Below are 22624 nucleotides of genomic sequence, written 5' to 3'. Positions count from 1 at the left end.
CAGCGGAACGGAACTCGCCCCGGGGGTGGACCGCACGTCACACTCGTCTCCACGCCGCGGACCACCGCGGCGCCCCTACACGCACGGCCCACGAGGAGCACCAGCATGTCCGCAGCCCCCGCACTGCCCGAGAAGCCGAAGGGCAAGCGCCCGATCGGCTGGATCGTCGCGGCCGCGATCGTCGTCGTCGCGATCGTCGTCGCCGTCGTCGTCGGAGCCCTCCGTTCCGGCAGCAACGACGCCGGTGCCGCCGGTGACGCCGCCCCGAAGACCGTCACGATCGGTGTCTCGGACAAGTCGCTCGGCTACTGGAGCACGTACACGAAGCTCGCGAAGGACAAGCTCAACGTCACCGTCAAGCTGACGAACTTCTCGGACTACTCGCTGCCGAACCCCGCCCTCAAGGACGGCCAGCTGGACATCAACCAGTTCCAGCACATCCAGTACCTGGCGGACTACAACGTCACCTCGAACGACGACCTGCAGCCGATCGGCTCGACCGCCGTGTACCCGCTGCCGCTCTACGCGACGAAGTACGACAAGCCGTCCGAGCTGCCCGCGAACGCGAAGGTCGCGATCCCGAACGACTCGATCAACCAGGCCCGTGCGCTCCTCATCCTGCAGGCGGCCGACCTGATCACCCTGAAGGACGGCGGCTCGGCGTTCTCCACCGCGGACGACATCGAGACGAAGAAGGTCGACGTCCAGCCCCTCGACGCCTCGCAGACCGCGAACGCGCTGCAGCAGGGCTCCGTCGCCGCGGCCGTCGTGAACAACAACTTCGCCACCGCCGCCGGCCTGCCGATCTCGGACGCGATCTACCAGGACGACCCCTCGAGCGCGAGCGCCGCCCCGTACGTGAACGTGTTCGCCGTCCGCGACGAGGACAAGGGCAACAAGACCTACCTCGAGCTGGCCGAGCTGTTCCAGGACGACGCCGTGCAGAAGGCCTTCGCGAAGGACCTGCCCGAAGCCGTCGCCCGCGACGAGAGCGCCTCGAAGCTGCAGGACGAGCTCGCCCAGGTCGAGCAGGACGCGAAGGCGGCCAAGCAGTAGTGCCGGTCCTCGTCGAACTCCGCGGCGTCTCGAAGCACTACCGCCGCGCCGACACCGGCGAGACCGTGGTGGCCGTCGAGGACGTCTCCCTGGACGTGCACCAGGGAGAGGTCCTCGGCGTCATCGGGTACTCCGGTGCCGGAAAGTCCACCCTGGTCCGCCTGGTCAACGCGCTGGAGCTGCCGAGTTCCGGCACGGTGACCGTCGCGGGCCGCGAGCTGACGGCGATCCCCGAGCGGGACCGCCGTCTGGCCCGTCGCAACATCGGGATGATCTTCCAGCAGTTCAACCTGTTCCGGTCCCGCACGATCGCCGGCAACGTCGCGTACCCGCTCAAGGTCGCCGGTGTGCCGAAGGCCGAGCGGAACCGTCGCGTCGCCGAGCTGCTCGACTTCGTCGGTCTGCTCGAGCGCGCCCACGCCTACCCGGAGCAGCTGTCCGGCGGCCAGAAGCAACGCGTCGGCATCGCCCGCGCCCTCGCCGCGTCGCCCGACCTGCTGCTCGCCGACGAGGCGACCAGCGCCCTCGACCCGGAGACCACGTCCGAGGTGCTCGCGCTGCTCCGCCGGGTCAACCGGGAGCTCGGCGTCACCATCATCGTCATCACGCACGAGATGGACGCCGTCCGGCAGATCGCCGACCGGGTCGCCGTGATGGAGCAGGGGCGGGTCGTCGAGGTCGGGGACGTCTACGACGTGTTCGCGGCCCCGAAGACCGGTGCCGCGCAGCGCTTCGTCCGCACCGCGCTGCACGACCGGCCCTCCCCCGAGACGCTCCGGCGCCTGCGGGACCGCCACCCGGGTCGGCTCGTCACGGTGCAGATCACCGACGAGGCCGGGCTGCAGAACCGCATCGACGCCGCGTTCCGCGCCGCCGGGGTCACCGCCGAGCTCGTCTACGGCGGGGTCGGCGAGATCCGGGAGCGTCGGATCGGGTCGCTCACCTACGAACTGAGCGCGCCCGGCGCCGAGCCCGACGCCATCGATCACGCGATCGCCGCACTCCGCGCCGACGGCGTCACGACCGACGAGGAGGCCGCCGCGTGAACAACAACTCGTTCCAGAGCGTGATCGACACGTTCGACGTCTTCCTCGCCGCCATCCGAGACACCATCGTGATGTCGCTGATCTCGCTGGTCATCGCCGGGGTCATCGGCCTCGCGCTCGGCCTGCTGCTCTACGCGACCCGACCGGGCAACGTCCTCGGCAACCGCACCGCGTACACGGTGCTCAACGTGTTCGTGAACCTGATCCGCCCGATCCCGTTCGTGATCTTCCTCGCCGCGATCGCGCCGCTGTCGCGGGTCGTCGTGCAGACCACGATCGGTGTCCCCGCGGTGACCTTCGCGATCTCGTTGGCCGCGGCCTTCGCGGTGTCCCGGATCGTCGAGCAGAACCTGCTGTCGGTCGACCCGGGCGTCGTCGAGGCGGCTCGGGCCTCGGGTGCGCACCCGGTCTCGATCCTGCTGACCGTGCTCATCCCCGAGGGACTCGGCCCCCTGATCCTCGGCTACACGTTCATCTACATCGGCATCGTCGACATGACGGCGCAGGGTGCGCTGATCGGTGGTGGCGGGCTCGGCGAGTACGCGATCACCTACGGCTCGCAGCGCTACGACTGGTGGGTGGTCTACGTCTCGGTGGCGGCGATCGTCGTCATCGTGCAGCTCGGCCAGTTCATCGGCAACCGCTTGGCGCGGGCGACGCTGCGTCGCTGACGGGGGTTCTGAGGGCAACCGCCTGGAGGCCCGGTGCCGGTCCACGAGACCGGCTCCGGGCCTCCGGTGTGTCGCCGCCCGGACGGACGCGCCCAGCGTCGTGCGCCGAGCGGTCACGACTCCCCGCTCATCTCCGCCGAGGTCGCACGAACCGTCGCTGCGCGCCCCCGCAACCGACAGTTTGCGACCACTCGGTGATGCGCACGCGGCATGTCGTGCGACCTCGACACGCACCGCCGAGCGGTCGGAACTCCCCGCTCACCTCCGCCGAGGTCGCACGAGCTGTCGCCCGACGCCCCCGCAACCAACAGTTCCTGACCACTCGGCGGCACACACGCGGCACGTCGTGCGACCTCGGCACACGCCCGCCGACGCGCCCGACGGACCACTGCCGAGCGGTCGGAACTCCCCGCTCACCTCCGCCGAGGTCGCACGAACCGTCGCCCGACGCCCCCGCAACCGACAGTTCGCGGCCACTCGACGACGCACCCGCGGCATGGCCTGCGACCTCGGCACTCGGCAACGACACGCCCGATGGACCACTGCCGAGCGGTCACGACTCCCCGCTCACCTCCGCCGGGGTCGCACGAACTGTCGGCTGGCGTCTCCGCAACCGACAGTTCGTGACCACTCGGCGCCACACCCGCGACACGTCGCGCGACCTCAGCACACGCCCGCCGACGCGCCCGATGGACCACTGCCGAGCGGTCACGACTCCCCGCTCACCTCCGGCGAGGTCGCACGAAGTGTCGGCTTGAGTCTCCGCAATCGACAGTTCGTGACCACTCGGCGATGCGCACGCGGCATGTCGTGCGACCTCGGCACGGGCTGCCGACGCGCCCGACGGACCACTGCCGAGCGGTCACGACTCCCCGCTCACGCCCGGCGAGGTCGCACGAAGTGTCGGCTGGCGTCTCCGCAACCGACAGTTCGCGACCACCCGGCGATGCGCACGCGGCATGTCGTGCGACCTGGGCGGCCGACACGAGCAGCCGCCGGCGCGGGTCAGGCGGCGGGGGCCTCGACGGTGGTGACCGCGCCGGTCTCGCCGGGGTGCTCGTAGTGGGCACGAACCAGGATCGGGCGGTGGTCGGAGATGCCGGCCGGCAGGGTCTCGACGCCCGCGATGTGCAGGCCGACGCTCGTCGCGAAGTCGAAGTGGCCCGTGAACTTGCGGTAGCGCAGGTACGTCGGCTGGTCGGACAGCGACAGCGCGAAGCCGCCCTGCTCGATCTTCCGGCGCAGGTTCGTCTGGAACCACGGGTAGTTGAAGTCGCCGACCATGACCGCGGGGACGTCCTTCGCAAGCTCGCGCAGGAACTGGTGCGCCGCCTCGATCTGCTTGCGGCGCAGGGAGTTCGTCGCGGTCAGGGGCGAGGCGTGGAACGACGCGACGACGACCTCGGCATCGGCTTCGGTGTCGCGCAGGTGCATCGCGATGAGCCGTTCGTGCGCGGGGGCGAGGACCCGGTCGTGCAGCGACTTCTGCAGCGAGTGGATGCTGAAGTCCTGCACCTCGAAGCGGTCGTCGCGCTTGTAGATCGCGAGCCCGAGCCGGTTGGTGCGGGTCGACGCGGCGAGCGAGAGGCCGCCGATCGACGGTGCGAGGTCGTTGCTGTCGCACTCCTGCACGCACAGGACGTCGGCGTCGGACGCCTCGGCGAGTGCGGCGAGCTCGCTGTTCGCGGTGTGCTCGCGGAGGTTGTAACTGACGACACGGAGCTGCGTGGGCTGCACGGTCTGCTCTGATGCGATCGTGCTCTGCTGCTCTGGCGCGGCCATGCTGCCTTCCTGTCCGGGTGTTCCGGTCACCCTGCCGCGGTCACCGTACTCGGGTACCGCGGACGGTTGCTGAGACTGTAACGCCTGCCGGGTTTCCACCGTGTGACCGTGACGGAAACGGACAGCGGCGGGATCAGGCGCGGACACGGCGGACCGGGCGGACGGTGTCGCCCGCTGTGCGACTCATCAGGATGCCCTCGATGCAGGCGACCACGAGCAGGGCGGCGATGACCCAGAACGCGGCCGTGTACGGACCGTCACCACCCAGGCCGGAGGCCGCGCGGATGACCACGGCGGCGACGGCGACACCGAAGCCCGCTGCGGTCTGCTGCAGCGTCGACGACAGCGTGTTCGCGGGCGTCATGTCGGCCTGCTCGACGTCGGCGAAGGCGATGGTGTTGTACGCCGTGAAGCCCACGGAGCGGGCAGCGCCGCTGACGACGAGCAGCACGGCGAGCAGCCAGAACGGGGTGTCCTCGGACATGAACGCCATCGCGACCACGGTCAGCGCTGCGACGGCCGACGACACGATGATCACCGGGCGGTAGCCCCACCAGCGCAGGAACGGGGTCGTCATCGGCTTGATGCCGAGGTTCCCGACGAACACCCAGAGCACGGCGGACCCGGCGAGCACGGCGCTCCAGCCCCAGGCGTCCTGGAACAGCAGCGGGAGCACGAACGGCACCGCGGACACCGCCAGGCGGAACAGGCTGCCGCCGGCGTGCGACACCCGGAAGGTCTCGAGCCGGAACGCGTCGAGCCCCATGATCGGGTGCGGAGCCCGGCGGAAGTGCCGGATCGCGAGCCAGCAGCAGACCGCGCCGAGGACCCCGGAGACGACGACCGCGGTGACCGGCACGACGTCGAGCGCGAGCAAGGACGCCATGACCACGAGCGAGCCGAGCCCGAAGCAGGCGAGCAGCGACCCGAACCAGTCGAACGGCACCCGCTGCGCCGCACGCTCCTGCGGCACGAGCACCAGGGCGGCGACGAAGGCGATGACGCCGAGCGGGATGTTGATGAGGAAGATCCAGTGCCACGACAGCGTCTCGACGAGGACCCCGCCGATGAACGGCGCGATGATCGGTGCGGCGAGGGCCGGCCAGGTCAGGATGGCGATGGCGGTGACGAGTTGTTCGCGCCCGGCGCTCCGGAGGACGACGAGCCGGCCGACGGGCACCATGAGCGCTCCGCCGAGGCCCTGCAGGATGCGCCACAGCGTCAGCTCGACCAGCCCGGTGGACAGCGCGCACAGGGCGGACGCGATCGTGAACAGCGCGATGGCCCCGGCGAAGACGGTCCGGGAACCGATCCGGTCGGTGAGCCAGCCGGACACCGGGATGAACACCGCGAGGGTCACGAGGTACGCGGTGATCGTGACGCCCACCGCGGCGGAGTCGACCCCGAGGTCACGCCCCATCGCCGGGGCGGCGGTCGCCAGGATCGTGCCGTCCAGGAGCTCCATGAAGAAGGTCCCGGCCACCAGCACGGCGACCGCCGTGCTGCGCGTCCGTCGTCTGGGTGTCGTCGCCGTCGTCGTCATCGCCCACCGAGACTATGCCCGCGGACGTCCGCGCCGTCACGGACGGGCCGCCCACCGGACGGGACACCTGGCGCGACACCGACCACCCGCCGGACGCCGCACCCGCCACCCACCGGACGCGACGCAGCGCACACGACGCGGGACGGGCCTCCAGGCGCAGTTCCGGTCGATCCTCACGCTCGGGCCGACTAGCCTGTCCGGGTGCCGACCCGACCACACGAACGCCGAGGAACTCGCGCGTGAGCCGCACCGACAGTGCCGGCGTGGTCGCCGCGGGCACGGCCAGCGGTCGACGACGTGTCCTGGACACCGTGGCCTCGCTGCCGGCTTGGGCGGCGGTCCTGCTCGTCTGGACGGGCGGCCGGGTCCTGTCGACCCTGTGGCTCGCCCTCGCGTACCCGCTCATCGGTCGTGCACTGCCGGGCAACGCGATCTGGGGCAACGAGCACGGGTTCGGCGCGTTCCTGGTGGCCTGGGACGGGCAGTACTACGAGCAGATCTCGCTGCACGGGTACCCGGACGCGCTGCCGCTGGACGCCGCCGGCAACGTCGCGCAGAACGCCTGGGCCTTCCTGCCGGCGTTCCCCTTCACGATCCGGGCGCTGACCGCCTCCACCGGGGTGCCGTTCGAACTCGGCGCACCGCTCGTCGCGATCGTCGCCGGGCTGCTCGCCACGTACCTGCTGCACCGCCTGGTGCGGGACCGCGCCGGGCACGCCGCCGCGATGTGGGCGGTCTTCTTCTTCAGCTGCGGTCCGCTGTCGTTCCTGCTGCAGGTCGGGTACGCGGAGAGCATGTTCCTCGCGCTGTCGTTCGGGGCGCTGCTCGCCCTGGAGCGTCGGCGCTACGGGCTCCTGACGGCACTCGGCGTCGCCGCGGCCTTCACCCGCCCCGGTGCCCTGGCGATCCCGCTCGTGCTCGGCGTCGTCGCACTCGTGCGGTGGGTCCGTGCGCGGCGCGAGACCGGCCGGGTGTTCGAGGGCTTCCCGCTCCGCGAGCAGGTCCGGGTCGTCGCCGCGGGCCTGACCATGGTCCTCGCCGGGCTCGCCTGGCCGGTGATCGCCTCGCACGCCACCGGGACGCCGAACGCCTACCTGGAGACCGAGATGTCCTGGTGGGTGAACTTCATCGGCCGGGTGGACTTCGTGCCGCTGACGCCGTGGTTCCTCATCGCGGGCCGCTGGCTCGGCGTGGGCGGGATCCTGATCGTGGTGTTCCTGCTCGTCACGTACCCGATCTGGCTGGTCCGCCGCTCGACCCTGCGGCTCGGGCCCACGACGGTGCTGTACTCGGCCGCGTACGCGCTGTACATCTTCGCGGTGTCGCTGCCGATGGCCTCGACCCCGCGGCTGCTCATGCCGCTCGCGCCGCTGTTCGGGTCGCCCGAGCTGGTCGCGAAGCCCTGGATGCGGTGGACCTTCGTGACGGCCGCGTTGGCCGGGCAGCCGGTGCTGGTCGCGGTGCTATGGCTGCTCGGCCCTCCGTGAGCGGCTGACGCGCAGCCCTCGCAGCTGGCGGCACGGTGCCCCGCGCCCCGCGCACAAGCACAAGAACCGCGCACACGCCCCGACAAGACGCGACGCCGCCGTCCGGACAGGACGACGGCGTCGCGCGTCAGGCGTCGCGCCTCAGAGCTCGACCGTGCCGTGGTCGCCGGTGTCCGGCTGACTCTGCTTGCCGAGCGCCGCCTTGAACATCTGCACCAGGCTGCCGACCGGCCCGGTGTCCTGGGTCCAGTACTCGACCGAGACCCCCTCGACCGTCAGCAGCCGGATCGACGGGTCCTGGCGGCCCTCCGGGAACCAGGCCTCGGCGAACGGGGACCACAGCTCGTCGACGACCGAGTCGTCCTGGGTCACGGTCGCGGTCCCGGCGATGGACAGGTACCCGCCCTGCGACTCGATCGAGACGTTGACGTGCGGGTTCCGCGCGATGTCCTCGACCTTCTCGCTGCCGTCCTGCACCAGGAACCGCAGGGTCCCGTGGAACGCCTTGTCCTGCACCGCGAGGGGCCTGGCGTGCAGGTTCCCGTCCTCGCTCACCGTGGTGAGCAGTGCCGTGTGGGCGCCGTGGACGATGTCCGAGATGGCGGCGCGCTGGTCCGTCTGTGTGTCGGTCATGGTGCTCCTTTGCGTCATGCGCCCCGCTCCGCCGACGTGCGACCGTCGGTGCACGGGGCCGTACCGTTCCGACCAGTGTGCCCCTCCCGCGCTGGACGCGTCAGCCCCGCGCGTCGAGGTGGTCCGGTCGCGGTCGGCCTGGAGGCCCGGTGCACGCCCGCCACGCCGCCCCCGCCGGGCACATCCCGGCCGTCGGGCCGCACATGCGTGTGCAGGATGCGACACCACACGCGTCGATCGACAAGTGGAACGTCGTTGCATGCACACGCCCCGGATGCGTGTGCATCGAGCGACCGGACACGAGTCGATCGACGCGCGGATCGTCGGAACATGCACGCGCACGGAACCGACTCCGGGCCAGCCGGGGTCAGGCGGGTTCGCGGATGGTGGTCTCGACGTCGACGACCTGGGGGATCTTCGGCATCGAGGCGAAACCGAACGCCACGGGCGGGTCGAGCGGCGCCAGGTCCCCGAGGGGCTCCCCCGCCCAGGTCCCCCGCACGCCGGTGACGTCGTGCGCCCCGGTGACGCCGTAGTACTCGCGGCGACCGTTGCCCGCCGAGCCAGCGGTACCGGACCCGGGCGCGAGCAGCCGTGCCACCGGGTCGATCGCGGCGAGCCAGCGCGGATCGCGGGCGATCGGCTTCGGGACGATGCGCAGGATCCGGCCGAGCGGCGAGATGCCGCCGACGTCGATCGAGGCCTGCAGCGCCCCGGCGGACAGCTCGAGGCCGCCGGCGGTGCGGCGGGCGCGGACGTCGACGACCGAGACGGTGTCGAAGCGGTAGGTGCCGGAGACGTACGCGGCGACGATCTCGTCGGGTGCGAGCAGCACGCTGGTGCCGTCGGGGAGCTCGAGGAACACGTCCGTGAACGGCCCGAACGGCGAGCGGTCCCACATGCCGACGACGATCCGGACGCCCGAGGTGGTGCCGACGCCCATGATCCGGCCGCGGAACCGCCGTTCGACGACGGAGTCGGAGGCGTGACCAGCAGCGGGACCGGAGGCGTGGTCGGGGCGTGACGACATGCCCTGGACCGTACCCGCGGCCCCCGTGAGCCGATCTCGGCGGCCACCCCGGGCCTCCCGGCCGTCACCCGCACGGACAGGGCCCGCGTCCGTCAGGCGACGGGGACGGGCTGCGCCAGCAGCTCGCGCACGCGCGGCGCGACCTCGGTGCCGTAGAGCTCGATCGAGCGCATCATGTCGGCGTGCGGCAGGCGACCCGTCGCGTACCGCATGTCGAAGCGCGAGGCGCCGAGGATCCGCATGTTGCGCGCGACCTTCCGGGCCACGGTCTCCGGCGAGCCGACGTAGAGCGACCCACCGGCCGACAGGCTCGCGCGGTACCCGGCGACGTCGAGGGGCGGCCAACCGCGCTCCCGGCCGAGCTGGTCGGTGACGGCCTTGTGGTACGGCCAGTAGCGCTCGGCGGCCTCTTCGTCGGTGGCGGCCACGAAGCCCGGCGAGTGCATCGCGATGGGCTGCTGCGGCAGGTCGAGCTGCGCGAGGGCCTGGCGGTACAGGCGCGAGAACGGGGCGAACTGGGCGGGCTGCCCGCCGATGATGGCGAGGAACAGCGGCAGGCCGTACGACGCGGCACGGATGACCGACTGCGGGGAGCCGCCGACACCGATCCACGTCGGGATGGCGCCGTGCTCGAGCTTGGGGAAGACGTCCTGGTCGACCAGGCCCGCGCGCTTCGTGCCGGACCAGGTGACGGCGTCGCCGCCGCGCAGGGCTGCCCAGAGCTGGAGCTTCTCCTCGAACAGGACTTCGTAGTCGCTCAGCTCGTAGCCGAACAGGGGGAACGACTCGGTGAAGGAGCCACGGCCCAGGATGACCTCGGCGCGGCCGTTCGACAGGGCGTCGACGGTGGCGAAGCGCTCGTACACGCGGACGGGGTCGTCGGAGGACAGCACCGTGACCGCGGAGCCCATCCGGATGCGCTCGGTGCTGGCGGCGATCGCGGCGAGGACGACCTCGGGGGCGCTCACGACGAAGTCGGCGCGGTGGTGCTCCCCGACGCCGATGAAGTCGACGCCGACCTGGTCGGCGAGGACGGCCTGGTCGACCACGTCGCGGATGCTCTGCGCGTCGGACTGCAGGCTGCCGTCGGCGCGCTCGGTGACGTCACCGAAGGTGTCGAGGCCGAGCTGCAGCGGTCCGATCCGGTCGGGTGCGGGCGGCGGGACGTCCGAGGGACGGTCGGTGCCGAATGCGTTGCTCATGGTGTCCTCCTGGTCGCACTTCCATGCGTTTGCATCAACATAGCACGATGATGGCGCGCGCGCACCGGGGCCCGGGCCGCGCCCGGACCGGGGTCGGCCAGCCCGCACGAGTACGGTCACCCGCATGCCGAACCTCCCCGACCAGACCGGACGCCGCATCGTCGTCACCGGGTCCAACAGCGGCACCGGACAGGAGGCCGCCCTGCGCCTCGCCGGAGCCGGCGCCAGCGTCGTGCTCGCCGTCCGCAGCACCGAGAAGGGCGAGACCGCCGCCGCCGGCATCCGCGCCGCCCACCCCGCAGCCGACGTGGAGGTCCGCGAACTCGACCTCGCCGACCTGGCGAGCGTCCGCCGCTTCGCCAGCGGCATCGTCGACGAGGAACGTCCGATCGACGTCCTGGTCAACAACGCCGGCGTGATGGCCCCGCCGGAGCGCTTCGAGACCGTCGACGGGTTCGAGCTGCAGTTCGGCACGAACTTCCTCGGCCCGTTCGCCCTGACGAACCTGCTGCTGCCGTCGCTGCTGCGTGCACGCACGCCCCTCGCCGACGGTCCCCTGGCCGAGGCACCCCGGGTCGTCACGATGTCGAGCCTCGCCGCGATCCCCGGCCGGATCCGCTTCGCCGACCTGCAGTGGGAGCGCGGCTACAACGGCTGGCGCGCCTACGCGCAGTCGAAGCTCGCCGACCTGCTGCTCGCGCTGCACCTGCACCGCCTGACCGTCGAGGCCGACGTGCCCCTGGTCAGCACCGCCGCCCACCCCGGCTACACCCGGACGAACCTGCAGGCCGCAGGGCGCTCGCTCGGTCGGTCGAAGCCGGTGCGGTCGAGCAACCGCGCCCTGCCGTTCACCCAGGCCGTCGAGCAGGGCACCGAGCCGCTGCTGTACGCGGCGGTCGGGCCGAACGCCGTGGGCGGCGCGTACTACGGCCCCTCGGGTCCGTTCGGCATGACCGGTCCGACCACCACCGTGTCGATCCCCGGGTCCGCGCGGAGCGCCGACCTCGCCCGCTCGCTCTGGGCAGTCGCCGAAGACCTCACCGGGACGCGCCCGCCGCTCTAGCCGAGACGCCGCCGTCGCGCTGGCCGCGCCCCTCGCACGGTGCGAGGGGCGCCGCGGCCCGTGCGAGGTTCCGGACGTGGTGCGAGGGGGTGCGGGTCGCACCGAGGACGCAACCTCGCACCACTCGGACGTCGTGCGCGTTGGGGCGCGGGGCGCGGCCGGGAGGCCCGGGTCGGGCCCGTCGCGTCGCCGGCGTCAGGCGCGGTGCAGCTCCACCGACCCGTCCAGCTTCCCGGGTTCGGTCAGGCGGGCGTGCTGCAGGACAGTGCGGCCCGGCGCGATCGCCGCGGCGACGATCGACAGGGTCGTCATGTGCCCCTCGGCCTCGTGCACGTCGCGGAGGATCGCGTCGGGGTGGTCGCTCGGCAGCGCCGCGGACTCCGCCAGCACGCCGAACCAGCCGCCCCAGCCGTCCCCGGCGTCGCCACCGGCGTCCACGGTGCGGAGTTCGTCGAACGGGCCGAGCACCGGCGGGCCGGCCGGGGCGTCGACGGCGCGGAAGGCCTCGAGCCACCGACCGATGCGCGGCGCCGCGGGGTCGTCGGCCGCACCGTGCGTGACCATGTGGACGCCGGGGCCGAGGTCGGTGGTGCGGACCTGTTCGCCGTCCCAGGTCAGCACCGAGGCGCCCTCGGCCGTGGCGCGCACCAGGTTGAAGGCCCGGGTGGTCGGCAGCGTGCCGTCGTGTCCGGGCAGCAGGTCGTCGGCGACCGCGTCCACCGGCACCACGCCGCGGGTCGTCCACGTGCCGTCGACGCTGGTCACGGGTTCGGCGCGGTTGAGCACCACGGCCAGGCCGGCACGGTCGGACGCGGCGAGCCACGCACCACCGGCGGAGCGGTCGCGGACACCACGGAGGTCCGGGTCCCGGTCCGGCCACCAGGCAGCGGGCGGGTCCCACGGGCGTTCGGGTGACTCGTCCCGCAGGGCGAGCACGGTGACGGGCCACGCGGACCCGGGGCCGACGCGGACGACGACGGTGCACATGCCGTCGATCCTCGCACGTGGCCCCGGTAGCGTGAGCCAGGTGAACGCAGCAGCAGAGCGCGCCCTGACCGTCATCGTGGGGATCACCGGGGGCATCGCCGCCTACAAGGCCGTCGGGGTCGTCCGCGACCTGGTCAAGCGCGGCCACGACGTGCACGTCGTCCCGACCGAGGGCGCCCTGCGCTTCGTCGGACTGCCGACGCTCGAGGCCCTCAGCCGCAACCCCGTCACCACGAGCGTGTGGGACGACGTCGCCGAGGTCCGCCACGTCGCACTCGGTCGCCGGGCCGACCTGGTCGTCATCGCACCGGCCACCGCCGACTCGTTGGCGCGGATGGCGCACGGCCTGGCGAGCGACCTGCTCGGCACGACGCTGCTCGCGACCGAGGCACCCGTCGTCGTCGCCCCGGCGATGCACCCGCAGATGTGGGAGCACCCCGCGACCCGTGCGAACGTCGCCACGCTGCGCGAGCGCGGCGTCCACATGGTGGGCCCGGTCGTCGGCGCGCTCACCGGCGACGACGCGGGCATCGGTCGGATGGCGGAGCCCGAGGACATCGTCGCCGCGGCACTCGCCGTGCTCGACCAGCACCCCGCACCGGCCGGCCGCCGCAGTGCGGAGACCGGCACCGCCTCCAGCACCGGGGCCCGTGGTGAACAGGGCGACCTGGCCGGCGTCCGCGTCGTCGTCAGCGCGGGCGGCACCCGCGAGCCGTTCGACCCGGTGCGGTTCGTCGGCAACCGCTCGAGCGGCCGCCAGGGCATCGCGATCGCCGCGGACGCCGTCCGTCGTGGCGCGTCCGTGACGCTCGTCGCCGCGAACGTCGAGGGCTCGCTGACCGCCGGGCTGGACGCGACCGTGGTGCCCGTCGGGTCCGCGCTCGAGCTCGCCGAGGCCGTGCACACCGCCGCCACCGAAGCGGACGTCGTCGTGATGACCGCCGCCGTCGCCGACTACCGGCCGGCCGAGGTACGCACCGAGAAGCTCAAGAAGGACGCGCAGGGCGAGCGCATGACGCTCGAGCTGGTGCGGAACCCGGACGTGCTCGCCGACCTCGTCGCGGCACGGCGGAACGGGCAGATCATCGTCGGGTTCGCCGCCGAGACCGAACCCGACCGGGACGCGCGGATCGAGCTCGGACGCGCCAAGATCAGCCGGAAGCCCGCGGACCTGCTCGTCGTGAACCACGTCGGCTGGTCGGCCGGCTTCGAGCGCGAGGAGAACGCGATCGAGGTCCTGGTGCCCGGTGGCGAGGTGGTCCGCGAGACCTCCGGCACGAAGGCCGAGGTGGCGACGGCGGTCCTCGACCTCGTCGCGACCGCCCTGACGTGAATGCACACTGACGTGAACGCACACTGACGTGGATGTGCACTGACGTGAGCAGCGTCTCCGGCTGCTTCCGAGGACGAGCGGGCACGATGGGGCACATGCGACGACGTGAGCGGATCCGACGTGCCAACCGCACGGCCACCATCCTGGCGGTGGCCCTCGGCGCGGCAGGCACCATGCACTTCCTGCGCCCGACCCACTTCGACCGGATCGTGCCGGAGGCCCTGCCCCCGCGGCTGACCACGCTGGCCTCCGGGGTGGCCGAGCTGGGCATCGCCGCCGGGCTCGCGTTCCACCCCACCCGGCGTGCCTCGGGCTGGGCGGCGGCTGCGCTGTTCGCGGCGGTGTTCCCGGCGAACCTCAAGATGGCGAACGACCTGCTCGACCATCCCCGCTCGAGCCGGGCGATGCGGCTGATCGGGGTCCTGCGGCTCCCCCTGCAGCTGCCGCTGGTCCTCTGGAGCATGCGCGTCGGTCGGCACGCACCGAAGCCGTGACCCAGCCGTCGTGGACCCGCGCGGCGGTGCCGCTCCTGCACCGCCCGGTCACCCAGCACGCCTGGGAGGACATCGTGTTCGCGCACTGGCGGCACGACCCGGCGTCGCTGCAGCGGCTCGTCCCCCGCGGGACCCGTCCGGACGTGGTCGACGGCAGCGCCTGGGTGGGGCTGTCGGCGTACGTGTTCCGGGAGACCCGGGTGCCACCGTTCCCCTCTGCCGGGCGGCTCGGCACCATGACCGAGGTCACGATCGAGGTCCTCACGGTGGACGACCAGGGGCGGCGCGGGGTGACCTACCGCACGGTCGACACCGCGAACGTGCCTGCCATCGTGGCCGCGCACGCACTGCTCGGCGTGCCGTACACGTTCGCCCATGCACGTTCCCGTCGACGCGGTGACGCGGTGGCGCACCGATCCGTCCGGCACCCGACCCGCGTGCTGCACCCGGTGCGGTGGGCGCGGTCGCTCCGGCAGGAACGCCCGACCGGTGCGGTGCGGCCGAAGCACGCGGCCTCGGTGCGGGTGACCGCCGGCGAGGTCGTCGACACCCCGCTGGCCGCCGAGCTCACCACCCGCGCCGGCATCCACGCGCGGTACCTGGCGCAGACCCTCTTCTGGCAGCGGCAGCACCCGGTGCTCACCACCCGTTCGGCCACGCTCGACCGGCTCGAGGGCGACCTGCCCGACGCCGTCGGCATGCCCGGCCTGTTCGACCGGGCGCCGGACTCCCTGCTCGTGGTCGACGGGACGACCGTCCGGTACGGCTGGGGCGGGGTCGTCCGGTGACGCACGAACAGCCCCACGCACCGGCCGACGACCCGTTCGACCTCGACCGCTTCGTCCGGGCCCAGCAGGGTGTGCACGACGTCGCGCTCGACGAACTCCGTCGGGGCCGGAAGTCGTCGCACTGGATGTGGTTCGTGTTCCCGCAGCTGGCCGGTCTGGGGCGGAGCGCCACGGCCGTGCGCTACGCGATCACCGGCGTGGACGAAGCCCGCGCCTACCTGACGCACCCGGTGCTCGGGCCCCGTCTGCTCACCGCGGCCGACGTCGCACACGACGCTGCCGCCCACTCCGCCGACGCCCTGCTCGGGGGCATCGACTCGGTGAAGCTCCGGTCGTCGATGACGCTCTTCGCCCGGGTCGCGACCGACCCACAGCCGTTCGTCGCCGTGCTGGACCGCTGGTACGACGGTGCCGAGGACCCGGCCACCGTCCGCATGCTCGAGGAGCACTCGGGTCGCGAGTGACGCACGCGACGCACGACGCCCGACACGCGTGACCGGCATCTGAACGTCGACACTGACACGCGCTGAGCCGACCGCAACGCCGTTGTCATATCAGGTACGGTGATGCGAGCACGTGCGATGTCGACCGTGCCCGTTCGCCCGGCGCCCCGACGCCGCCGCCCCCGAAGGAGAACGCATGCCGGTCCCCCGCAGCGCCCCGACCGAGCACCAGTTGCTCCGTGACACCGTCCGCCACAAGATCCACGACGCGATCATGGACGGAACCCTGCTCCCCGGCGAACGACTGAACGACGACGAGCTCATCTCGTGGCTCGGCGTCTCCCGGACGCCCATCCGCGAGGCCCTGAGCCAGCTGTCCCGGGCCGGCCTGATCGAGATGGCCCCGAACCGGTACACCCGCGTCACCACGCCGGACCCCGCCGAGGTCATCGAAGCGATGCAGACCCTCGGCGTGCTGTTCGGCGGCGTGGTCCGGCTCGCGGTCCCGCGCCTCGGTTCGGCGAGCCGCAAGAAGATCCTGGCCCAGCTCGACAAGACGATCACCGAGCTCGAGGCCCACGAGGTCGCCGCCGTCAACCACGACGCCCTCGACGTCTTCGGCCTGTACGTCGCCGAGTGCGGCAACGAGAACCTGCAGCGCGTCTGCCGCGACACGATGGACGGCCTGGCGTTCCGGCTGCGACTGCCGAACCTCGACGAACTGGTCGACTGGGACCGGATGACCGAGGACTTCCGGCGTCTCCGGGCGGCGACCGAGTCCGGCGACAACGTCGCGGCCGAGCTCGCGACCGAGGCGATCCACCAGCTGCCGGGCGAGAAGCACTGAGTCCACCTGTACCCGCGTACAGGAACCGCCCGTCTCGCGCACGCGAGGCGGGCGGTCGACGTTCCACGGGCCTCCCGGTCGGTGGCCCGGCCACGCGCGTGACGCTCCCAGTCCCGGGGCCGCGCGGACCGATAGCATCGCTGGCGACCACCTGAACCAGGCACCCGGAGCAGCACATGAACCCCCGCCCGACGGACCGCACCGAGGTCGCCGCACGCCTGGCCGCCGCGGTCGGTCGGATCAACCGACGGGCCCGCACCGACTCGGCCTCGCTCGGGTACGGCATCGTGTCGGCGCTCGCGTCGATCCAGCGGCACGGACCCCTGCGCCCCGGCGACCTGTCGCGGATCGAGGTGGTCACGAAGCCCACGATGACCCGCATCCTGACCGAGCTCGAGCAGCGCGGCTTCATCCAGCGCGAGGCCGACCCGCGCGACGGCCGGGCGTTCATGGTGACGGCCACACCGGAGGGCATCGAGGCGGTCGAGCAGGCCCGCGCGAACCGCACCGGGATCGTCGCCGAACTCATCGCCGAGCTCGACGAGTCGGACGTCCAGGCGATCGCCGGCGCCCTGGCCGCGCTCGAGCGTGTCGCCCAGGGCGAGCACGCCCAGGAACCTCACACCTTCTAGGCCCCGTAGGACCGTTACCGAACCGTTACCACGTGGTGGACGGACCGTTCTGCCAGCGTTCCTGGACGCGCTGCCCAGTCTGACCGGTCATGGTGTCGGCTCCGCCTGACCGCGGCCACCCCACGGCTGCTCCCGGCGGACGGACGGGCCCCACACCACCGTCCGGTCCTCACCGGCTCGAGGACTCCTCGTCGTCGCCGACGGTGTCACCGACACCGCCAGCCTCCGGCGTGCCCGCACGACCTCGGTCGCGCGAGCAGGAGTCCCTCCCCCACCGAGCCGCCGACCTGCGGAACCGATGCGACACACCCCTGAGCTCCCCACCACGACGGCCTCGACCCGACGTGAAGCCCTGAACACCCCCACCCGCCGGATGCGTCGGGCCCTGCGGCACCGCGCGACGCTGATCGCCGGCGGCGCAGCGGTCCTGGCCGTCGCCGGTGGCGCCCTGACCGTCGGCACGCAGCCCGCCATCGGCGAGGCCCTCGGCATGCCGACCGGCACCCCGAGCGCCTCGGCGACCGCGGAGCCCGCCCTGCGCGGCACCGCGCTCGACCGTGCCCAGGCCGCCGCCACGATCACCACGGCGAAGACCGTCATGCAGACCGCGAACCACAAGGTCGACACCTCGGCGCTCGAACAGCGCGTCGACGCCCTGAGCGACTACCCGGACCTGTCCGGCGCTGCCCTGACGAACCGCATCTCGACGACGGTCGCGTCGACCACGCACGTCGCCCAGGCCAGCGCCACGCAGGACAAGCGGGACGTCGACGCGAAGGCCGCGGCCGCAGCGAAGGCCGCAGCCGAGCGGAAGGCTGCCGCCGAGGCAGCGGAGGCCGCCCGGAAGCTCGCCGCCGGCAACACCGTCTCCGGTGCCAAGGCCACGGCGAGCTCGCTCGCGTCGTCGGAGTACGGCTGGGGTGCCGACCAGTTCCAGTGCCTGGACAACCTGTGGACCAAGGAGTCCGGCTGGAACTACCAGGCCGTCAACGCGAACGGCGGCGCGACCGGCATCCCGCAGGCGCTCCCCGGCTCGAAGATGGCCACGATCGCCGCGGACTGGCGCACCAACGCCACCACCCAGATCACCTGGGGCCTGCAGTACATCAGCTCGGCGTACGGCACCCCGTGCGCGGCGTGGGGGCACTCGCAGGCGAACAACTTCTACTGATCGGCGCTGGTCGCGACGGCGACCGGCAGACGGACGGGAGGCCCGTGGCTGATCCGCCACGGGCCTCCCGTTGCGTTGCGTGGTCGCGGTCAGCCCACCCGCGCGACGCGTACGTCGGCGCGGGTGGGCAACGGACCCGCGCGACGCGCCGCTCGTCGCGCCTACTCCTCAGAATGACCGGCGGAGGACGACGGACGCCTCGGGGGTGTTCACCTGGAACGCGAAGGTCTCCTCGACGTACATCGTGACGTCGACGGCGTCGTGGCCCAGGTAGCCGAGGGCCAGGTCCTCGCCGACGGTGAACACGAAGTCCCCGCCTCGCTGACTGATCAGCAGCGACTCGTCGATGCCGGGCGCCCGCTCGACCTGACCGCCGGTGATGCCCTCGAGCTGCTCACGCAGGGGCGTGCCGGCGTCGTCGGTCTCGACGATGTCCGCCCAGTCACGGGGGCTGCACGCCAGGGCGTACGGCCCGGCGACCCCGACGTCGCGGAGTGCGGCGACCGCAGCGGTGACCGCGGCCCGGAACGACGCCGGCGAGCCGTCGTGCGACTGTGCGGGCTGGGTCGATGCGTGTCCGGCTCCGGTGATGCCGCCCTCCGGCCACCCGCGGAGCGTCGCCCGGTTCTCGTGGGCCGCGAGCCGCAGCACGGCCGCGTCGAGGTCACACAGGTCGACGTCGGTGGCACCGCGGGAGGAGTCCACGAGTTCCTCGAGCGCGACGGTGAAGGTCGCGCGGACCTCGCAGAGCGGCAGGACCCGGCGGCGCCGTGCGGTGATGCCGTCTGCGACCCCGCCGGTCACCGCGTCGGTGCGGCCGAGGTCGACCGACGACCACTGCCAGCCGCGCGGGCCGTCGAAGTCGACGATGCGCCGCGCGGCGAGCGCCGGGACCAGTCGGTCACGGGCCTCGGCGTCGAGCACCGCCCAGGTGTCGGCACCGAACGGCGCGAGTTCGCGGAGGAGGTGGTTCATGGCGTGTGCCCTTCCGTGCTGCGGAGTGAACCGATGCCGAGACCGGGACCGGTGGCGTCGGGAGCCGCCACCACGGACGGCGACGGTGGTGTCGCGAGCGCGGCGAGGTCCACCAGACGATCGCGAGCGGGTGCGAAGAACGTCGCCCCGGTGACCGCACGCGAGAAGTCGAGCAGCCGGTCGTACGTCCCGGGAGGATCGCCGACGAACATCCGTTCCAGCATCCGTTCGAGCACCCAGAGCGCACCGCTGTAGCCGATGAAGTAGGTGCCGTACTCCCCGCTGCCGGGTCGACCGAAGGGCATGTTGTCGCGGAGGACGTCGTGCTCGACCCCGTCGTCGTCGACGATGGTCGCGAGCGACTTGTGCGACGGCCGGACCTCGGTGGCGCTGTCCCGCTCCACGTTGTCCGACTTCGACCGGCCGATGATGCGTTCCTGCGCGTCCGTCCCGAGGGCGTTCCACGCCGCCAGGTCGTGCAGGTACTTCTGGACGACGACGTAGCTGCCACCGGCCCAGTCCGGGTCGTCCGCGCCGACGAGTGCGGAGGCTGCCAGGTCCTGCGCGACCGGGTTCGCCGTGCCGTCCACGAAGCCGAGCAGGTCGCGGGTGTCGAAGTACCGGAAGCCACTGACCTCGTCGACCACGGTGACGTGGTCCCCGAGCGCGGCGAGCAGCAGGCGTTCGAACTCGAAGCAGACGTCGGTGCGTTCACCCCGGATGTGGAAGAGCAGGTCTCCCCCGGTGGACGGCGCCGAGTGGACCGGTCCGGCCAGGGCGGGGAACGGGTGCAGCGCGTCCGGGCGGGCATGCGGCGAGAACCGGTCCCACGCCACCGCCCCGATCCCGACGACGCAGGACAGGTGCGCGTCGAGGTCGCGGAACCCGACCGTCTTGAGCAGGCCGTCGAGGTCGCTGAGCACGTCGCGGACGGCATCGAGGTCGTCGTCGTCCGGCCCGACATCGAGAGTCAGGAACACCGCCGAACGGGAGAGCGGTGCGTCGACGCTCTGCGCGTCGATGGGGACGCGGCTGCCCGGTGCGCCGGGCATCAGGGTGCGCCGTGGACGGAGGCCATGGTGTCCGCCTTTCCTCCGCAGCCGTCCTGACGGTGCGGTTCGGTGCCGTGGGGTGTCTCCCGTCGAGCATCGCCACCCGGTGCCCCGTCACGCCTGAGTCGGATGACCCGCTCCGCAAGGGGGGATGCCCGCGCGACCACGGGGTGATGTGGTGACCGCGTCGTCGTCGCTAGCGTCCGGAGCAGCCGCCACGGGCCTCCCGGGCGGCGGACGACCGACGATCCAGGAGCGACGATGACGATCAGCATCTCGGACGCACGACCGGCGCACGACGACGGCACGGGGCGGGCGCTGCGCTCGCCGTCCGGCGGCACCGATCCCTTCGTGGTCGTCACCGGACCGGACGCGTCCGCCCGGGCACGGGCACTCGCGGACATCACGGACGCCGCCCGGGCGGACGGCCACACGGTCGTCCGGTGGCGTGCGGTGGGCGGTGACCCCGTCATCGAGGCCGCGTCGCTGGCCCCGTGGCTCGCCCTCGTCCGGGCGCACGACGCCGGGGCACCGGGGCCCACCCGCAGCGTCGTGCTCGTCGAGGACTTCGACGCGCTCGACGAGGACGCCAGGACCGTGCTGCAGGACCTGCTCGCCGCACTGGCGCGGGACCTCGGGACGGTCGTGGTGGTCGCGGTGCGCGAGGGCCGGGCCCTGGCCGGATCGGGCACCCGACTGCCGTCGGCCGACGTCTCCGTCACGGTCACGGCGGCCTTCACCGGCGACTTCGGTCTCGTCGACACCGAGGCCGAACGGGTCGTCCGCCGGGGCACACGACCGCATCCGTCGCTGGTGGCGGCGGTCGAGTTCGTCCGGGCGGTCCGGTCCGGTGACGTGCACGCCGGCAGGCGGAGCGTCCTGGCCGCGCTCGGGGAGTCCGACCGGGCGGGCACCGACGACGTCCTGGTCGCGACGCTGCACGTGCTCTGCTACCTCGGCGGACACGACTCCTGGTGGGGCGAGGCGCTGGCGCTGACCGCGGACCGTGACCTCGACCCGGTGCTGCGGCTCGTCGAGGACTGTGTGGACGGATCCGGCCGGACCGAGCACGAGCGTGCCGCGCTGTACCGCGAGGTGCACGCATCCGCTGCCGACACGCAACCGTGGAAGGCCGTGGCACTGCACATCGCGTGGACGCTGCTCGACTCGACGGATCCGCGCCGGGACCACGTGGAGGCCGCGCTCCGACGGGCGGGCGACGCCGGGCTCCTCGGCTACTTCAGCTCGTGCCGTACCGCTGTGACGCACTACCAGGCTGGGCGGCTCGACGCGGCGGGGGCGGCGTTCGACCACGTGCACCGAGCGGCCGAGCGCTGGCAGGCCGGGACGCTCGTCGCGCTGACCGAGGCGCTGCAGGCACTGGTGCTCTCCGTGCAGGGCGAGCCGGAGCAGGCGGCACGGAAGGCCGACCGCGCAGCACGGTGGGCGGCGCAGCACGGCACGCCGCTGGTCGCCCGGGCTGCGGAGCACGCCCGCTCCGCGCTCGACGTCGCGACGGGACGGTTCGAGGAGGCCTACAGCCGCTCGGCGACGCGACCGGGCAGGGCGGGGCGGTGGCTCGAGAGCAGCTACGGACCGATCGAGCTGCTCGACGCGGTGGAGTCGGCTGCGCGGCTCCGCCTGGCCGACCACGGTGCCGCGCTGGTGGCCCGGGCAGAACGGGCGTTCGCCGACCAGCCGACCCCGCGCCGCTCCCTGGTGCTGCTCGCCTGCCGAGCGGTCGTCGACGAGACGCACGGTGCCCGCGCCCTCTTCGAGGACGCGCTGGCCAGCGTCGACGGCGACGTCTCGCCGTTCGAGGTGGCCCGCGTCCGCCTGGCCTACGGCGAGTGGTTGCGTCGTGGGATGCACGCCCTGGAGGCCCGGGGCCAGTTCCGGATGGCGGCGCGCGCCTTCGAGGTGCTCGGTGCCGGTGACTGGCAGGCCCGCGCGGAACGCGAGCTGCGCGCAGCCGGTGCCGCCCGTCCGGTGCCGACGGCGCTGGAGGCGGTCGACCTGAGCGAACAGGAACGCCGTGTGGCGTCCCTCGCCGCGGCCGGGCTGACCAACAAGCAGATCGCCGGGCAGCTGTACCTCTCCCCGCGCACCGTGAGCGGGCACCTGTACCGGCTGTTCCCGAAGCTCGGCGTGACGACACGGGCCGGACTCCGGGATGCACTCCTGCGACTGGGAGACGACGGAACGGACGACGCCCGGACGTGACCCTGTCAGGGACACCCTCGCCGGCCGCCCGCCCCGCGGGCCCCGGATGCCCCGGCCACCACCCGCGACACCCCGGGCGGACGATCCTGGAACGTCATCGGAACTCGTCGCCGGGGTAACGGCAGGGCCCGTCGCGAGCCCGCGGTCCGTTCGTAGACTCCAGCCA

The 22624-nt window shown here is 72.7% G+C and carries 21 protein-coding genes; 13 read left to right on the top strand and 8 right to left on the bottom strand.

Going from position 1 to position 22624, the window contains the following annotated elements; all coding sequences use genetic code 11:
• Nucleotides 1-105: 105 nt before the first annotated feature.
• From QRN49_RS03270 to QRN49_RS03260, 3 genes are read left to right on the top strand one after another with little or no spacing between them, the layout of a single operon-like run.
• Nucleotides 106-1056, top strand: coding sequence for a MetQ/NlpA family ABC transporter substrate-binding protein (locus QRN49_RS03270; RefSeq protein ID WP_111022196.1), 951 nt, complete (start codon nt 106-108; stop codon nt 1054-1056).
• A complete protein-coding gene (locus tag QRN49_RS03265; protein WP_282819940.1) occupies nt 1056-2102 on the top strand; it encodes a methionine ABC transporter ATP-binding protein in 1047 nt (348 codons plus the stop codon). The genes QRN49_RS03270 and QRN49_RS03265 overlap by 1 nt, the downstream gene beginning before the upstream one ends.
• A complete protein-coding gene (locus tag QRN49_RS03260) occupies nt 2099-2773 on the top strand; it encodes a methionine ABC transporter permease (RefSeq protein ID WP_017888525.1) in 675 nt (224 codons plus the stop codon). The genes QRN49_RS03265 and QRN49_RS03260 overlap by 4 nt, the downstream gene beginning before the upstream one ends.
• Nucleotides 2774-3778: 1005 nt before the next feature.
• Here the strand turns inward: QRN49_RS03260 and QRN49_RS03255 are convergent.
• A complete protein-coding gene (locus tag QRN49_RS03255) occupies nt 3779-4555 on the bottom strand; it encodes an endonuclease/exonuclease/phosphatase family protein (RefSeq protein WP_071405095.1) in 777 nt (258 codons plus the stop codon).
• A 133-nt stretch (nt 4556-4688) separates the two neighbouring features.
• Entirely contained in the window at nt 4689-6098 is a 1410-nt protein-coding gene (locus QRN49_RS03250; RefSeq protein ID WP_284753932.1) for an MFS transporter, read from the bottom strand.
• A 239-nt stretch (nt 6099-6337) separates the two neighbouring features.
• Here QRN49_RS03250 and QRN49_RS03245 point away from each other — a divergent pair, with 239 nt between their 5' ends.
• Nucleotides 6338-7585 carry a putative hexosyltransferase gene (locus QRN49_RS03245; RefSeq protein ID WP_284753931.1) on the top strand — a complete coding sequence of 416 codons (1248 nt, stop codon included), beginning with the start codon at nt 6338-6340 and terminating at the stop codon, nt 7583-7585.
• Nucleotides 7586-7726: 141 nt separating this feature from the next.
• Here the strand turns inward: QRN49_RS03245 and QRN49_RS03240 are convergent, their stop codons facing one another.
• The 3 genes from QRN49_RS03240 to QRN49_RS03230 form a co-directional block, all read right to left on the bottom strand.
• The gene (locus QRN49_RS03240) at nt 7727-8218 is read right to left on the bottom strand and encodes a pyridoxamine 5'-phosphate oxidase family protein (protein ID WP_284753930.1); all 492 of its coding nucleotides are present in this window, start codon (nt 8216-8218) and stop codon (nt 7727-7729) included.
• A 367-nt stretch (nt 8219-8585) separates the two neighbouring features.
• Entirely contained in the window at nt 8586-9248 is a 663-nt protein-coding gene (locus tag QRN49_RS03235; RefSeq protein ID WP_214522251.1) for a hypothetical protein, read from the bottom strand.
• Nucleotides 9249-9340: 92 nt separating this feature from the next.
• Nucleotides 9341-10450 carry an LLM class flavin-dependent oxidoreductase gene (locus QRN49_RS03230; RefSeq protein WP_111233255.1) on the bottom strand — a complete coding sequence of 370 codons (1110 nt, stop codon included), beginning with the start codon at nt 10448-10450 and terminating at the stop codon, nt 9341-9343.
• A 124-nt stretch (nt 10451-10574) separates the two neighbouring features.
• On the opposite strand from QRN49_RS03230, the gene QRN49_RS03225 reads away from it, so the two are divergent.
• A complete protein-coding gene (locus tag QRN49_RS03225; RefSeq protein ID WP_027466280.1) occupies nt 10575-11513 on the top strand; it encodes an SDR family oxidoreductase in 939 nt (312 codons plus the stop codon).
• A gap of 195 nt (nt 11514-11708) precedes the next feature.
• Here QRN49_RS03225 and QRN49_RS03220 read toward each other — a convergent pair whose 3' ends face one another.
• The gene (locus QRN49_RS03220) at nt 11709-12500 is read right to left on the bottom strand and encodes an NRDE family protein (protein WP_284753929.1); all 792 of its coding nucleotides are present in this window, start codon (nt 12498-12500) and stop codon (nt 11709-11711) included.
• A gap of 64 nt (nt 12501-12564) precedes the next feature.
• Here QRN49_RS03220 and coaBC point away from each other — a divergent pair, with 64 nt between their 5' ends.
• The 7 genes from coaBC to QRN49_RS03185 all read left to right on the top strand — a co-directional run bounded on the left by coaBC (nt 12565) and on the right by QRN49_RS03185 (nt 18208).
• Nucleotides 12565-13833, top strand: coding sequence for a bifunctional phosphopantothenoylcysteine decarboxylase/phosphopantothenate--cysteine ligase CoaBC (gene coaBC, locus QRN49_RS03215; RefSeq protein WP_284753951.1), 1269 nt, complete (start codon nt 12565-12567; stop codon nt 13831-13833).
• Nucleotides 13834-13928: 95 nt separating this feature from the next.
• A complete protein-coding gene (locus QRN49_RS03210; protein WP_284753928.1) occupies nt 13929-14327 on the top strand; it encodes a DoxX family protein in 399 nt (132 codons plus the stop codon).
• Nucleotides 14324-15115 carry a YqjF family protein gene (locus QRN49_RS03205; RefSeq protein WP_181440425.1) on the top strand — a complete coding sequence of 264 codons (792 nt, stop codon included), beginning with the start codon at nt 14324-14326 and terminating at the stop codon, nt 15113-15115. Before QRN49_RS03210 ends, QRN49_RS03205 begins: the two co-directional genes overlap by 4 nt.
• Nucleotides 15112-15579 (top strand): DUF1810 domain-containing protein, encoded by a 468-nt coding sequence (locus QRN49_RS03200; protein WP_284753927.1) that lies wholly within the window; start codon nt 15112-15114, stop codon nt 15577-15579. The genes QRN49_RS03205 and QRN49_RS03200 overlap by 4 nt, the downstream gene beginning before the upstream one ends.
• Before the next feature lie 175 nt (nt 15580-15754).
• Nucleotides 15755-16405 carry a GntR family transcriptional regulator gene (locus QRN49_RS03195; protein ID WP_111022186.1) on the top strand — a complete coding sequence of 217 codons (651 nt, stop codon included), beginning with the start codon at nt 15755-15757 and terminating at the stop codon, nt 16403-16405.
• A 176-nt stretch (nt 16406-16581) separates the two neighbouring features.
• The gene (locus tag QRN49_RS03190; RefSeq protein WP_027466277.1) at nt 16582-17037 is read left to right on the top strand and encodes a MarR family winged helix-turn-helix transcriptional regulator; all 456 of its coding nucleotides are present in this window, start codon (nt 16582-16584) and stop codon (nt 17035-17037) included.
• A gap of 298 nt (nt 17038-17335) precedes the next feature.
• Nucleotides 17336-18208 carry an aggregation-promoting factor C-terminal-like domain-containing protein gene (locus QRN49_RS03185; RefSeq protein ID WP_284753926.1) on the top strand — a complete coding sequence of 291 codons (873 nt, stop codon included), beginning with the start codon at nt 17336-17338 and terminating at the stop codon, nt 18206-18208.
• A 168-nt stretch (nt 18209-18376) separates the two neighbouring features.
• Here the strand turns inward: QRN49_RS03185 and QRN49_RS03180 are convergent, their stop codons facing one another.
• Both QRN49_RS03180 and QRN49_RS03175 read right to left on the bottom strand, forming a co-directional pair.
• Nucleotides 18377-19183, bottom strand: coding sequence for a family 1 encapsulin nanocompartment shell protein (locus QRN49_RS03180; protein WP_284753925.1), 807 nt, complete (start codon nt 19181-19183; stop codon nt 18377-18379).
• A complete protein-coding gene (locus tag QRN49_RS03175; RefSeq protein WP_284753924.1) occupies nt 19180-20235 on the bottom strand; it encodes a Dyp-type peroxidase in 1056 nt (351 codons plus the stop codon). Before QRN49_RS03175 ends, QRN49_RS03180 begins: the two co-directional genes overlap by 4 nt.
• Nucleotides 20236-20496: 261 nt before the next feature.
• On the opposite strand from QRN49_RS03175, the gene QRN49_RS03170 reads away from it, so the two are divergent.
• Nucleotides 20497-22458: a LuxR C-terminal-related transcriptional regulator gene (locus tag QRN49_RS03170; RefSeq protein WP_284753923.1), complete on the top strand. Its 1962-nt coding sequence runs from the start codon at nt 20497-20499 to the stop codon at nt 22456-22458.
• Nucleotides 22459-22624 lie beyond the last annotated feature (166 nt).

The organism is Curtobacterium sp. ME-Dv--P-122a (genome assembly GCF_030209645.1).
GTDB lineage: Bacteria > Actinomycetota > Actinomycetes > Actinomycetales > Microbacteriaceae > Curtobacterium > Curtobacterium flaccumfaciens.
Note: the sequence above shows the minus strand (reverse complement) of the source record. Positions and strands in the feature narration are given on the sequence as shown.